The following is a 12,199-nucleotide window of genomic DNA, read 5'->3' as shown; positions in this document are numbered from 1 at the left end:
TCACCGCATCGACTGACGACGATAGTCTGGGGTCGATTTCCGCGCTGCGTAACGTCGTCTTAAATCCGCGGAACTAATCGGATTGGAACCTCTCCATCCGAGACTCCCTTCATGAAAATCCGTCTCTCGATCACATCGATGATCGTTGTCTTCGCCGTGGTCGTTCTGGCGAGCCTTACGGCGATGCTGACCACCAACTTCATGGCGCTCAATCAATTGCGGGTCGGCGGGCCGCTGTATTCACAGATCAAGCTCGGTAACGATCTGGTCGCCGACATCCTGCCGCCGCCGGCCTATGTGATCGAAGCCTATCTCGAAGCGACGCTGGCGCTGCGCCGCCCCACGGAATGGCGCGCGCATGCCGCCAAGCTCGAACAGCTACGCGGCGCCTATCTCGAAAGACGGAAATTCTGGTCCGGCTCTGAGCTCGACCCTACATTGAAGGCGCGGCTGACGGTGGATTCCGACGCCGAGGTGCAGAAGTTCTGGACCGTTGCCGAGCAGGAGCTGATCCCGGCCTTGAGCGCGGGTGATCAGGCGGCGGCGGAAGCCGCTTACACCAAGCTGGATGCGATCTACGGGGCTCACCGCGCCATCATCGACGACATCGTCAGACGGGCCAATGCGGCCAATGCCGAATTGGAAACCGAAGCCGTCCGGCAGGTCGGGAGCTACTCGATGATCGTATGGATGCTGTCGGGCTTTGCGGCGCTCGTGATCGCACTCGGCGTTGCCGGCCTTGCGATCGGAATGGTCCGTCCGGTGGTGCGTCTCACCGCCGCCATGCAGGCCATGGCCGCCGGCATGCTCGACGTGGTGATCCCCGGCGCCGCCCGCAGCGACGAGATCGGCGCCATGGCCAAGGCGATCGCCGCGATCAAGACCAACGCCGAGCACAAGGCGAACCAGGAGGCCGCCGAGAAGAGCCGGCAGGAGCACCTCGCCGCCGAGCGGCGCAAGGCCGACATGGCGCGGCTCGCCGATGGGTTCGAGGATGCGGTCGGAGAGATCATCAAGACCGTGTCGGCGGCCGCCAACGAACTGGAGGCCGCGGCCCATTCGCTGTCGTCGACTGCGGCGCGGTCGCTCGAGCTCGCAGTCGATGTCGCGTCGTCGTCGCAGGAGGCGTCGGCCGGCGTGCAGTCGGTCGCATCCGCCAGCGAGGAGCTGACTGCGTCGGTGCACGAGATCGGCCGGCAGGTGCAGACCTCCGCCAGTGTCGCGACCGAAGCGGCCGATCAGGCTCGCCGGACCAACGAACGGGTCGGCGAATTGTCTGCGGCGGCCGCGCGGATCGGTGACGTCGTCGAGCTGATCAGCAACATCGCCGGTCAGACCAATCTCTTGGCACTGAATGCGACGATCGAAGCGGCGCGAGCCGGCGAAGCCGGGCGCGGCTTCGCCGTGGTGGCGGCGGAGGTCAAGGCGCTGGCCGAACAGACCGGCAAGGCCACCGGAGAGATCGGCCAGCAGATCACCGGCATTCAGGCGGCGACCGACGAATCAGTCGGGGCCATCAAGGAGATCTGCTCGATCATCGGCCAGATGTCGGAGATCTCGTCCTCGATCGCGTCTGCGGTCGAAGAGCAGGGCATGGCCACCAAGGATATCGCCGTCAACATCCAGCACGCCGCGCACGGCACCGCGCAGGTCGACGAGGACATCACTCGCGTCCAGGCCGGCGCTCGCGAGACCGGCGCTGCCTCGGTGCAGGTGCTGTCGGCCGCGCAGTCGCTGTCGAGCGAAAGCAGCCGGCTCCGCGCCGAGGTCGGTAACTTCCTGGCATCGGTGCGGGCGGCCTGACGAAGGACGGGACCGCCAGCCACAAACACCGTCATTCCGGGGCGCCGCGCAGCGGCGAACCCGGAATCTCGATGTTCGAGGCACCTGCGGTCGCACAATAACCGCGGGATTCCGGGTTCGCTCACTTCGTGAGCGCCCCGGAATGACCGTGCGTTGTGATGCTTTGCTCTCGGACTTACCGGCCCGCGGTTTCGATCGCGTCGGCGATCGCGATGGTCTTCCTGGCGATTTCGGCGTGCAGGCGTTCGACCATGCGGCCGTCGAGTTGGATCGCGCCGCGGCCCTGGTTCTCCGGCTTGTCGAACGCCGCGAGGATCTTGCGGGCCTGGGCGACGTCCTCGGCCGGCGGCGTGAAGGCGGCGTTGCAGGCATCGATCTGGCCGGGATGGATCAGCGTCTTGCCGTCGAAGCCGAGGTCGCGCGCCTGCGCGCACTCTTCCGACAGGCCGTCGACATTGCCGATGTCGCTGTACGGGCCGTCGAGCGCGATCAGGCCGTGGACGCGGGCGGCCAGCACGCAATGCGTGATCATCGACAGCATGGTGGAGCGGCCCGGCAGCATCCGGATGCCGGTCTCGCGTGAGATGTCGTTGGGGCCGAACACGAAGCCTTCGAGCCGCGACTTGGCATCGTGCTTCTGGGCGGCCAGCTCCTCGGCGTGCAGCACGCCGCGCGCGGTCTCGATCATGATCCAAACCCGGATCGACGGATCGGCGCCGAGTTCGGCGAGCTTGTTACCGACGGTGGCGATGTCCTCGATGGTCGAGACCTTCGGCACCAGAATGCCGTCCGGCCCGACCTTCGCAGCCATCGCGATGTCGTCCTGCCACCAAGCGGTGTCGAGTGCGTTGATCCGCACCAGGACTTCGCGCTTGCCGTAGCCCTTTGTCGCCACGGCCGCCGCGATCTGGTCGCGCGCCGCATCCTTGGCGTCCGGCGCCACCGCGTCTTCGAGGTCCAGGATCAGACCGTCTGCCGGCAGCAGCCGGGCCTTTTCGAGCGCCCGCGCGTTCGATCCCGGCATGAACAAATGGCTGCGGCGCGGTCGGATCATGGTTCCCCCCTGGCAAAACGAAAATCGGCCGAGGCGATAGCATCTCGGCCCTCGGGCCGGAAGGCTTGTTCGCGGCCGCATCCTGTGATTATCCGTGCGGGATCAGGCGCGCGCGTATCCTGATCGCATCCGATCCCGTTTGCATACGCGCCAATGTTCCAACGCATGGAGAGACCGCGCCGATGACCTCCTTTCCGTCGTCCTTGATCTCGGGTTACGAAGCGTTCCGCAACCAGCGGCTGCCGACCGAACAGACCCGCTATCGCGAACTGTCGGAGCGCGGACAGTCGCCGGAAGTGATGGTGATCGGCTGCTGCGACAGCCGCGTCTCGCCCGAGGTTATCTTCGACGCCGGTCCGGGCGAAATCTTCGTGGTCCGCAACGTCGCCAATCTGGTGCCGGTGTACGAGCCCGATGGCGGCGCCCACGGCGTTTCGGCGGCGCTGGAATTCGCCGTGCAGGTGCTGAAGGTGAAGCACATCGTGGTGCTCGGCCACGCCCAATGCGGCGGCATCAAAGCCTTCACCGACAAGACTCCGCCGCTGACCGAAAGCGACTTCATCGGCCGCTGGATGCAGATGTTCACCAAGCCTGGCGAGGTGGTCGAGAAGCGGGACCACGAGAGCGTGCAGGAGTTCCGCACCCGGATCGAGAAAGCCGCGGTGTTCCGCAGCATCGAAAACCTGATGACCTTCCCGTGCATCCAGATCCTGGTCGAACGCGGTCGCTTGCAGCTCCACGGCGCTTACTTCGGCGTCGCCGACGGCGATCTGTTCGTGCTCGATCAGGATAGCAAGCAGTTCGTGCCGGCAACCAAGCTGGTCTGAGCGCGCCAGCGGTAATCGCCGTGTGCCGTCACCACGAATAGAAATGGCCGGGGCATGCCCCGGCCATTTTACGATCTGTGATCAGTTGCTGAGTAGTTGTCCGATATCGGCGACCGCGCCGACGATGAACGATAACTACGCCGCCTTCTTCTTCGCGGTGATCAGCTTGCGGTTGATCAGCACTTCGGCGATCTGGATCGCGTTCAGCGCTGCGCCCTTGCGCAGATTGTCGGACACGCACCACAGCACCAGGCCGTTCTCCACCGTCGCATCCTCGCGGATGCGGCTGATGTAGGTGGCGTCCTCGCCGGCGGCTTCGTATGGCGTGACGTAGCCGCCCGGCTCGTGCTTGTCGATCACCAGGCAACCCGGCGCCTTGCGCAGGATCTCGCGCGCTTCGTCGGCGGTGATCGGGTTCTCGAACTCGATATTGACCGCTTCGGAATGGCTGACGAACACCGGCACGCGCACGCAGGTCGCGGTCAGTTTGATCTTGGGGTCGAGAATCTTCTTGGTCTCGGCCATCATCTTCCACTCTTCCTTGGTAAAGCCGTCCTCCATGAAGACGTCGATCTGCGGGATGAGGTTGAAGGCGATCCGCTTCGGGAATTTGTTATTCACCAGCTCGCTGTTGGTGTAGACGGCCTTGGTCTGCGAGAACAATTCGTCCATCGCGTCCTTGCCGGCGCCCGACACCGACTGATAGGTCGACACCACGACGCGCTTGATCTTGGCGTGGTCGTGCAGCGGCTTCAGCGCCACCACGAGCTGCGCGGTCGAGCAGTTCGGGTTGGCGATGATGTTCTTCTTGGTGAAACCGGCGGCGGCCGCGGCGTTCACTTCCGGAACGATCAGCGGCACGTCCGGATCCATCCGCCACGCGCTGGAGTTGTCGATCACCACCGCGCCCTGCGCACCGATCTTCGGCGACCATTCGGTCGACACAGCTCCGCCGGCCGACATCAGGCAGATGTCGACGTCGCTGAAGTCGTAGTGCTCGAGCGCCTTGCATTTCAGGGTTTTGTCGCCGTAGCTCACCTCGACGCCGACGGAGCGGCGCGATGCCAGCGCCACCACCTCGTCGGCCGGGAACTTGCGTTCGTCCAGAATGGCGAGCATCTCACGCCCGACATTGCCGGTCGCACCCACTACCGCGACTTTGTAACCCATTGTTCACTCTCCGAAGAAAATTGCTTCGCTTGCGTCAAACCACGGCAAGGAGAAGTCAGCGCTTCTATGCGAGAAACGCCGCTAACACAACGTAATACCCTTTTGAGCCCGCGCCAATGCGAAGCCATCCGGCCCTCCGCGCCGCCCCCCTTTCGTCCCGGATTCACCCGGCGCTGCGCGGCTTTGCCGACGAATGCCGCGAGACCGTGGTGAGGATATTGGCCTATGTCGGGGCGCTGGCGCTGATCGGCATCGTGGTGTTCTACGCCGCCAATCCGCTGACCGACGCTGCCATCACCGCCGCCACCGATGCGACGGCGCCCGGTTGGAGCGTCGCCGAGCACTCGTCGCCCGCCTTCGCGATCAGCCAGCTCGATTGGCCGGGCAAGGTGGAGACCCAGCAAGTCCTTCGGCATCCCGGCGGAGGCCGGAAGGATATCCTGCGGATCGCCGCAGCGGGGGCGCCGACGGCTGCCGAGATCGAGATTTATCGGTTCGGCAGGGAGGCGTCCGGTCAGGCCGCAGAGGCCGAGCTCGCCGCCCGAATGGAGCCTGAGGGGGCTGGCGGGATCGAAACGGCGGGCGTGATCGAGACCAAATTCGGTCCTGTCACGCTGTTCGCCCCTGCCGGGGGCCTACAGAGCGACGGGGCCTGCCTCGGATTCATCAAGCCGATCGAGGCTGCCGGGCTCCGCATCTCCGGCTTCTCCTGCCGCGGCGCCACCGGTCCGGAGCGCCGCGCCGCCGCTGCGTGCCTGCTCGACCGGCTGGTGTTGCTGAGCGGCGATGCCGCCACCGCCGCGGCGTTTGCTCAGGCCGAGCTGCGCCGCGGTCGTTGCACGCCGAATCACATTCCGACCGCTTCGGCCCCGGCCGACTGGGTGACCGGTCTCCAGGACCCCGTGCTACGCGGCCGGTTGTAAGGCGAAACCGCCCGTCGGCGCGGTAACGCTCTGGAGTTCATGCAACAATTCGGCGACAGGCGGATTGAAGGATTGTCGCCCGGTGTTGCCGGATTGACCTTGTGGCGGGTATGCGGCGACGGCTACAAGGGTGAAACTGGAATGCGCCTGCCGATGGGGACTCCGATGTTCGTGAAATTCACTGCCGCCAGACTGTTGCCGGGGCTGCTCGCGGCAGCCGCTGTCGCCGTGATCGGTGCCAGCACCGCCGATGCCGCGCCGAAGAAGCGGGGATACACCTCCGACCAGATCCGCTACGGCGCCCGCGGCCCGAACCGGGTCTATCAGGCCGGCCCGCGCACCCGGGTGTACGTCACCAAGCGCTCCTGGCTCGACGCCGGCACTGAAGTGCAGCCGGGCGAACGCCACTTCTCCGACTACGCCTTCCCGCCGGGCTATTCGTTCGCCCGCGAGAACGGCCAGCGCTCGATCGATCGCCAGCCGCTTAACCCGGCGTCCGATCTCGGCGGCTATCCGACCGGCTTCCCGCTGTATTGATTGCGCTCGCGGCTCTGGCCGCGGCTGCCACAGCGTCAGAAACGACAACGCCCGCCGAATCGGCGGGCGTTTGTTTTTGGCTCGAGCGTCGCCGCCGGGGCTGGCCCGGCGGTCCATCGCGTCCTTGAACATGGACTCGCGGGACAATCCCGCGAATGACGTCGTCAGGCGTGCAGCGCCTGCAGCTCGGCGACGATCGCCTCGCCCATCTGCGAGGTCGACACCACGGTCGCGCCTTCGCTCTTGATGTCGGCGGTGCGCAGGCCCTTGGCCAGCACCGCGGCGATCGCTTCGTCGAGCTTGTCGGCGAGCGCGCCCATGTCGAGCGAATAGCGCAGCGCCATGCCGAACGAGGCCAGCATCGCCACCGGATTGGCCATGCCCTTGCCGGCAATGTCCGGCGCCGAACCGTGCACCGGCTCGTACATCGATTTGCGCTTGCCGGTCTTGGCGTCGACTTCGCCGAGCGAGGCCGAGGGCAGCATGCCGAGCGAGCCGGTCAGCATCGCGGCGATATCCGACAGCATGTCGCCGAACAGATTGTCGGTGACGATGACGTCGAACTGCTTCGGCCACTTCACGAGGTTCATGCCGCCGGAGTCGGCGAGCTGGTGGTCGAGCTGGACGTCCTTGTATTCGCGGTCGTGCACCGCGGTGATCACCTCGTTCCAGAGCACGCCCGTCTTCATGACGTTGCGCTTCTCCATCGAAGTCACCTTGTTGCGGCGCTTGCGCGCGAGGTCGAACGCGACCCGGCCGATCCGCTCGATCTCGTAGGTGTCGTACACCTGGGTGTCGACCGCGCGCTTCTGACCGTTGCCGAGGTCGGTGATGGTCTTGGGCTCGCCGAAATACACCCCGCCGGTCAGCTCGCGGACGATCATGATGTCGAGGCCTTCGACCACCTCGGGCTTCAGGCTGGAGGCCTGCGCGAGCGCCGGATAGCACACCGCCGGCCGGAGATTGGCGAACAGCGCCAGATCCTTGCGCAGCCGCAGCAGACCGGCTTCGGGGCGGGCGTCGTACGGCACGCCGTCCCACTTCGGGCCACCGACTGCGCCGAAGATCACCGCGTCGGACGCTTGCGCCAGCGCCATGGTGGCGTCGGTGATCGCCACCTTGTCGGCATCATAGGCGGCGCCGCCGACCAGGCCGTGCTCGGTCTCGAAGCTGGCAATGCCGGCCTTGTTGAGCCAGTCGATCAGTCGGCTGACCTCGGCCATCACTTCGGTGCCGATGCCGTCGCCGGGAAGAAGAAGCAGTTTGTGCGTTGCCATGTGAGCCTCGATATCAATGGAGGTCGTCATGCCCGGGCTTGACCCGGGCATCCATCCGTCTCGCAAGAAGCTGGATTGCCGGGTCGAGCCCGGCAATGACGCCGTGAGGAATTCGCGGGCCGAGTGCTAGATCGCCGGTGCGGGCTTGGCAAGACAGTGTTGCCGCGGCTGCGTGTTGCGGGTGGCGCGCATTCGCTGTCACAATGAACGCGCCGGAGACCTTCCCTTGACCCTGCTCGACCGCACTGAGGCGGCGCCCGCTCATCCTGCGCGCCTGATCCTGATCTTGTCGCTTGCGCCGACCGTGGGGCTCGGGATCGGCCGCTTTGCCTATTCGCTGCTGCTCCCGGACATGCGCGACAGCCTCGGCTGGTCGTATTCGGCGGCCGGATTCATGAACACCATCAATGCCGCCGGCTATCTCGTCGGCGCGCTGGTGACGTCCCGGCTGGTCGCCCGGTTCGGAATGGCCCCGATCGTCAGGCTCGGCACGCTAGCCTGCGTCGCTTCGCTGGCGCTGTGCGCAATCTCGGGCAATTTCGTGCTGCTCTCCGCCGCCCGGCTGATCGCCGGGATCGGCGCGGCGCTGGCGTTCGTGGCCGGCGGCGCGCTCGCCACCACCATCGCCCAGGCGCAGCCGGCGCGGTCGGCGTTTCTGCTCAGCCTGTTCTATGCCGGCCCCGGCATCGGCATCCTGTCGTCGGGGCTGATCGCGCCATTTCTGCTGCAGGCGGCCGGCCCCGGCTCGTGGTGGCTCGGCTGGCTGGTGCTGGCGGCGCTGTCGGCCGCAATGACGCTGCCGGTGCTGGTGGCGCCGATCGGGGTCGACGCCGGGCTCGGCGGCGGCCGTGCCGCACCGTTCAAGGCTCTGCCGGTGCTGATCTATCTGGCCGGCTACTTCATGTTCGGCGCCGGCTACATCGCCTACATGACCTTCATGATCGCCTATGTGCGCGATGCCGGCGGCGGCGCCGCGGCACAGAGCGCGTTCTGGTGCCTGATCGGGATCAGCGCCTTCGTCACGCCCTGGGTGTGGCGCCGGGTGATGGCGCTGCATCGCGGCGGGCTGTCGACCACCATCATCCTGGCGGTCAATGCGGTTGGCGCGGTGCTGCCGCTGTTCAGCCTGTCGCCGTTGATGTTGGCGACCTCGGCGCTGGTGTTCGGGGTGTCGTTCTTCGCGGTGGTGGCCTCGACCACCGCCTTCGTCCGCTTCAACTATCCGCAGGCGGCCTGGCCCGGCGCGATCGCCGCGATGACGATCGCCTTCGGCATCGGCCAGACCCTCGGCCCGCTGGTGGTCGGCGCCATCACCGACGCGATTGGAAGCCTGTCATCCGCGCTCGCCGTCTCCGCCGCAACACTGGCGCTCGGCGCCGCGCTGTCGGCGTTCCAGCGCCCGCTTCGTAAGTAGCCCCAACTCGCACCGTCATTCCGGGGCGCTTGCGCAGCAAGCGAACCCGGAATCCAGAGTTTATTGCGACGTGTGCCCGCGCCGAACATGTCGAGATTCCGAGTTCACGCGCGTTTCGCGGGCCCCGGAATGACGTGCCTGGTTACTATGGCTCGATCACACCGCAGGCGATGCGGCCGCCGGCATTGCCGGCCGGGTCTGACTTGTAGTCGTCGGGCCCGGCGTGGATCACCAGTGCCGTACCGCCGTCCTTGAACAGCGAATTGGGCTTGCCCTTGTCGAGCGTCACCTTGTTGTTGATCACCAGCTTCTGCAGCTTGCCGTCGGCCGGCACGGTAACATTGTCCATATCGCCGGCGTGTTGGCCGCCGTCGGACATCTTGCCGTGCTTATGACCTTCCGGATTGAAGTGACCGCCGGCCGACGTGAAAGGCGGCTCGCATTTGCCGGTCTCATGAATGTGGAAGGCGTGCTCGCCGGGCGGAACACCAGTCAATTCAAGCGAGATCGTCACGCCGGTCGAGCCTTGCGTCAGGTTGGCGTGGCCGACCTGTTTGCCGTCGGCGTTCTTCAGCGCCGCCTTGGCCATTTCGGCCGCGGGCGCAGCGGTGACGAAACCGATTAGCGCGGCTGTGCAAAGCAATGCGTGTCGAATCATGGTGCCTCCGGTCTGGTTAGTCCGGGCAGACTAACACCGCAGCGCTTGAACGGCACCTGACGTTTGGCCGCGGCGGCCGGAAGGAACTTTTTGACCCGGCCACGCCGCGATCTCGCCAGATCGAGGCCATCATGCTGCGCGCCGGTCATGGCTGCGGGAGATAACTACAATCCGCTGAACGAGTTGTAGCCCTGGTCTTCCCAGTAGCCGCCTTTGTAGTCGTTGGTGACTTCCATCGACACGACGTATTTGGGGTTCTTGAAGCCGAGCTTGGTCGGAATCCGGATCTTCATCGGATAGCCGTAGGCGCGCGGCAGCACCTCGTTGCCGAATTTGAAAGTCATCTGGGTCTGCGGGTGCAGCGCGGTCGGCATGTCGATCGGCGAGGTGTAGTCGTCGGCGCAGCGGAACCAGACGTAGTTCGCCTTGGTGTCGGCGCCGATCAGTTCGAGGAAGTCACGCAGCCGCACGCCGCTCCACTGCCCGATCGCGCTCCAGCCCTCGACGCAAACATGGCGGGTGATCTGCGATACCTCGGGCAGCTGCGTCAGTTCCGGCAGGGTCCAGCTCTTCTTGTTCTGGACCAGGCCCGAGACTTCCAGCCTCCACTCGCCGCCGTCGATCGTCGGCGCTTCGTCCAGTGAGTAGTAGGCGTTGAACGGGAACGGCCGGGTGATGTCCTTCTCGCTGAAGGTCGGCGCCAGCGTGGTCGGGCTGAAGATCGCCGCCTGCACCGCGTCGTTGAATTTCGACACCTGAGCGAGCAGATGCTCGGCGCTGTCGCTATCGACGACGTCGCAGCCGGTCAGCAGCGTCAACGCGCCGAGGCTGGCGCCGCCGGCGAGGAAGCGCCGCCGCGACACGTCCGGCATCAATTTGGCGGCGTCGCGAACCAGCAGCTTCTTGTCGACGCCCGGGATCAGCAGTCTTTTGATGCGCAGCATGTCTTTGTCCTCATGGCGTCATTGCGAGGAGCGAAGCGAGCAAGCAGTCCAGCTCGGGACATAGGGGCCGGACGGTTTCGCTGCGCTCGCCATGACGGAGAAACTGGTTCGAGTTCAGCGTCCGAGAATCATCGCCCGCAGCGCCTTCGGCACCAGGGCGGCCAGCGCGATATGGATCGCCGAGAAGGCGACGATCGCGCTCATCGCGGCAAAATGCACGTAGCGCGCAGTATCGTAGCCGCCGAGCAGAGCGGTGAGGTAATGGAATTGGACAGGCTTCCAGATCGCGAGGCCGGACCCGACCGTCACCACGCCGACCAGCAACACGCCGACATACAGGGCTTTCTGCACCGAGTTGTAGCGGTTGAGATCGTCGTGCGACAGCCGTAGCCGGACCGCTTGTGACAGGTCGGAAACGATGGCTGGGAACGAGATCGGCCACAGCTTGCGGCGAAACCGGCCGGTGGCGAAGCCGAGAATGACGTACAGCACGCCGTTGATCACCAGCACCCACATCGCTGCGAAATGCCAGAGCAGCCCGCCGCCGAGCCAGCCGCCGAGCGTCAGGGTCGGCGAAAACTGAAAGCTGAACAGCGGCGCGGCGTTGTAGATCTGCCAGCCGGACAGGATCATGGCCAGCATCGCGGCGGCGTTGACCCAGTGCATCACCCGCACCCACAGCGGATGCAGGGCAGCGCCTGATTCGGGGGGCGCTGCGGTCGTCGGGGCAGGATCGGTCAGTGCGGTGGTGGACATCGGCCCTATTCCTGAAAGCCAGCTGCTTACACCGGATACTACGGGCAATGCGCCTGTTTCGTTACGGCCGATTATCGATCATTGCGCCGTCACAGGCGAGCCGGATCACGAAAGCGCGAGCCGGTCACCCGGCCCGCGCCCTCGTTTGCGGCAGGTCGCCGCAGTCTCCGCCGCGCCTTGGGGGACATCAAGCGCTGCGGAGAGGAGCCGCGCTTACGACGGCATCAGCACGGTATCGACCACATGAATGACGCCGTTGGACTGGTTGACGTTCGGGATCGTCACCGTCGAGCTGCCGCCCTTGGCGTCGATCAGCATCACCTGGTCGCCCATCCGTTTCACCGTCAGGGTCTCGCCTTCGACCGTCTTCAGCTTCTTGCCGTCGGTGAGATCGGAGGCTTCGAGCTTGCCGGGCACCACATGGTAGGTGAGGATCTTGGTGAGCTGCTTCTTGTTCTCCGGCTTGACCAGAGTGTCGACGGTGCCAGCCGGGAGCTTGTCGAACGCCATGTTGGTCGGGGCGAACACCGTGAACGGGCCCTTGCCCTCCAGCGTCTTGACGAGGCCCGCGGCCTTCACGGCGGCGACCAGCGTAGTGTGATCCTTGGACTTGACGGCGTTCTCGACGATGTTTTTCGACGGATACATCGGCGCGCCGCCGACCATCACGGTGTCGCCCGAGCTTTTCATCATCTTGCCGGATTCGGCGGAGGCCGGGACGCTCACAGTGGCGGCGAGCGCCAGAGCGCTGAAGGCGGCGGCGGTCAGCAGAGCAATTCGCTTCGTCATGGTTCGTCTCCCGAGACTGATTGCAGCCCGCGATTGCCGCGGGCGAG

Annotated in this window: 12 protein-coding genes; 5 read left to right on the top strand and 7 right to left on the bottom strand. The window is 65.6% G+C overall.

From position 1 onward, the window contains the following. The first annotated feature begins 111 nt into the window (after positions 1–111). Positions 112–1,803, top strand: a complete 1,692-nt coding sequence (locus tag DNX69_RS16030; RefSeq protein WP_110786948.1) for a methyl-accepting chemotaxis protein — start codon at positions 112–114, stop codon at positions 1,801–1,803. Positions 1,804–1,978: 175 nt separating this feature from the next. Here DNX69_RS16030 and DNX69_RS16025 read toward each other — a convergent pair whose 3' ends face one another. Then, the gene (locus DNX69_RS16025; protein ID WP_110786947.1) at positions 1,979–2,857 is read right to left on the bottom strand and encodes an HpcH/HpaI aldolase/citrate lyase family protein; all 879 of its coding nucleotides are present in this window, start codon (positions 2,855–2,857) and stop codon (positions 1,979–1,981) included. Between the two features lie 182 nt (positions 2,858–3,039). Between DNX69_RS16025 and DNX69_RS16020 the strand changes: the two genes are divergently transcribed. Next, positions 3,040–3,684, top strand: coding sequence for a carbonic anhydrase (locus tag DNX69_RS16020; protein ID WP_110786946.1), 645 nt, complete (start codon positions 3,040–3,042; stop codon positions 3,682–3,684). Between the two features lie 135 nt (positions 3,685–3,819). Here the strand turns inward: DNX69_RS16020 and DNX69_RS16015 are convergent, their stop codons facing one another. Then, entirely contained in the window at positions 3,820–4,854 is a 1,035-nt protein-coding gene (locus tag DNX69_RS16015) for an aspartate-semialdehyde dehydrogenase (protein WP_110786945.1), read from the bottom strand. A 116-nt stretch (positions 4,855–4,970) separates the two neighbouring features. Here DNX69_RS16015 and DNX69_RS16010 point away from each other — a divergent pair, with 116 nt between their 5' ends. Further along, positions 4,971–5,777 (top strand): hypothetical protein, encoded by an 807-nt coding sequence (locus DNX69_RS16010; protein WP_110786944.1) that lies wholly within the window; start codon positions 4,971–4,973, stop codon positions 5,775–5,777. A gap of 141 nt (positions 5,778–5,918) precedes the next feature. Then, positions 5,919–6,314, top strand: coding sequence for a hypothetical protein (locus DNX69_RS16005; RefSeq protein WP_110787653.1), 396 nt, complete (start codon positions 5,919–5,921; stop codon positions 6,312–6,314). Between the two features lie 164 nt (positions 6,315–6,478). Here DNX69_RS16005 and leuB read toward each other — a convergent pair whose 3' ends face one another. After that, complete coding sequence (gene leuB, locus DNX69_RS16000) at positions 6,479–7,591, bottom strand: 3-isopropylmalate dehydrogenase (RefSeq protein WP_110786943.1); 1,113 nt, start codon at positions 7,589–7,591, stop codon at positions 6,479–6,481. A 226-nt stretch (positions 7,592–7,817) separates the two neighbouring features. Here leuB and DNX69_RS15995 point away from each other — a divergent pair, with 226 nt between their 5' ends. Continuing rightward, entirely contained in the window at positions 7,818–9,005 is a 1,188-nt protein-coding gene (locus tag DNX69_RS15995) for a YbfB/YjiJ family MFS transporter (protein WP_110786942.1), read from the top strand. A gap of 145 nt (positions 9,006–9,150) precedes the next feature. On the opposite strand, the gene DNX69_RS15990 is transcribed toward DNX69_RS15995, so the two are convergent. The 4 genes from DNX69_RS15990 to DNX69_RS15975 form a co-directional block, all read right to left on the bottom strand. Then, a complete protein-coding gene (locus DNX69_RS15990; RefSeq protein ID WP_110786941.1) occupies positions 9,151–9,663 on the bottom strand; it encodes a superoxide dismutase family protein in 513 nt (170 codons plus the stop codon). Positions 9,664–9,827: 164 nt separating this feature from the next. Then, positions 9,828–10,607 carry a molybdopterin-dependent oxidoreductase gene (locus DNX69_RS15985; protein ID WP_110786940.1) on the bottom strand — a complete coding sequence of 260 codons (780 nt, stop codon included), beginning with the start codon at positions 10,605–10,607 and terminating at the stop codon, positions 9,828–9,830. A gap of 114 nt (positions 10,608–10,721) precedes the next feature. Next, the gene (locus DNX69_RS15980) at positions 10,722–11,363 is read right to left on the bottom strand and encodes a cytochrome b/b6 domain-containing protein (protein ID WP_110786939.1); all 642 of its coding nucleotides are present in this window, start codon (positions 11,361–11,363) and stop codon (positions 10,722–10,724) included. 213 nt (positions 11,364–11,576) lie between these two features. Next, positions 11,577–12,152, bottom strand: a complete 576-nt coding sequence (locus tag DNX69_RS15975; protein ID WP_110786938.1) for a fasciclin domain-containing protein — start codon at positions 12,150–12,152, stop codon at positions 11,577–11,579. Positions 12,153–12,199: the final 47 nt, after the last annotated feature.

It is taken from the genome of Rhodopseudomonas palustris, from assembly GCF_003226555.1.
Taxonomy (GTDB): Bacteria; Pseudomonadota; Alphaproteobacteria; order Rhizobiales; family Xanthobacteraceae; genus Rhodopseudomonas; species Rhodopseudomonas palustris_I.
The sequence above is the reverse complement of the archived record's forward strand: the minus strand, read 5'-3'. Positions and strand labels throughout refer to the sequence as shown.

What these genes read in the sequence shown, in the direction of transcription:
- DNX69_RS16030 (WP_110786948.1), top strand. Translation starts at nt 112, where the DNA reads ATGAAAATCCGTCTCTCGATCACATCGATGATCGTTGTCTTCGCCGTG.
- DNX69_RS16025 (WP_110786947.1), bottom strand. Translation starts at nt 2,857, where the DNA reads ATGATCCGACCGCGCCGCAGCCATTTGTTCATGCCGGGATCGAACGCG.
- DNX69_RS16020 (WP_110786946.1), top strand. Translation starts at nt 3,040, where the DNA reads ATGACCTCCTTTCCGTCGTCCTTGATCTCGGGTTACGAAGCGTTCCGC.
- DNX69_RS16015 (WP_110786945.1), bottom strand. Translation starts at nt 4,854, where the DNA reads ATGGGTTACAAAGTCGCGGTAGTGGGTGCGACCGGCAATGTCGGGCGT.
- DNX69_RS16010 (WP_110786944.1), top strand. Translation starts at nt 4,971, where the DNA reads ATGCGAAGCCATCCGGCCCTCCGCGCCGCCCCCCTTTCGTCCCGGATT.
- DNX69_RS16005 (WP_110787653.1), top strand. Translation starts at nt 5,919, where the DNA reads ATGCGCCTGCCGATGGGGACTCCGATGTTCGTGAAATTCACTGCCGCC.
- leuB (WP_110786943.1), bottom strand. Translation starts at nt 7,591, where the DNA reads ATGGCAACGCACAAACTGCTTCTTCTTCCCGGCGACGGCATCGGCACC.
- DNX69_RS15990 (WP_110786941.1), bottom strand. Translation starts at nt 9,663, where the DNA reads ATGATTCGACACGCATTGCTTTGCACAGCCGCGCTAATCGGTTTCGTC.
- DNX69_RS15985 (WP_110786940.1), bottom strand. Translation starts at nt 10,607, where the DNA reads ATGCTGCGCATCAAAAGACTGCTGATCCCGGGCGTCGACAAGAAGCTG.
- DNX69_RS15980 (WP_110786939.1), bottom strand. Translation starts at nt 11,363, where the DNA reads ATGTCCACCACCGCACTGACCGATCCTGCCCCGACGACCGCAGCGCCC.
- DNX69_RS15975 (WP_110786938.1), bottom strand. Translation starts at nt 12,152, where the DNA reads ATGACGAAGCGAATTGCTCTGCTGACCGCCGCCGCCTTCAGCGCTCTG.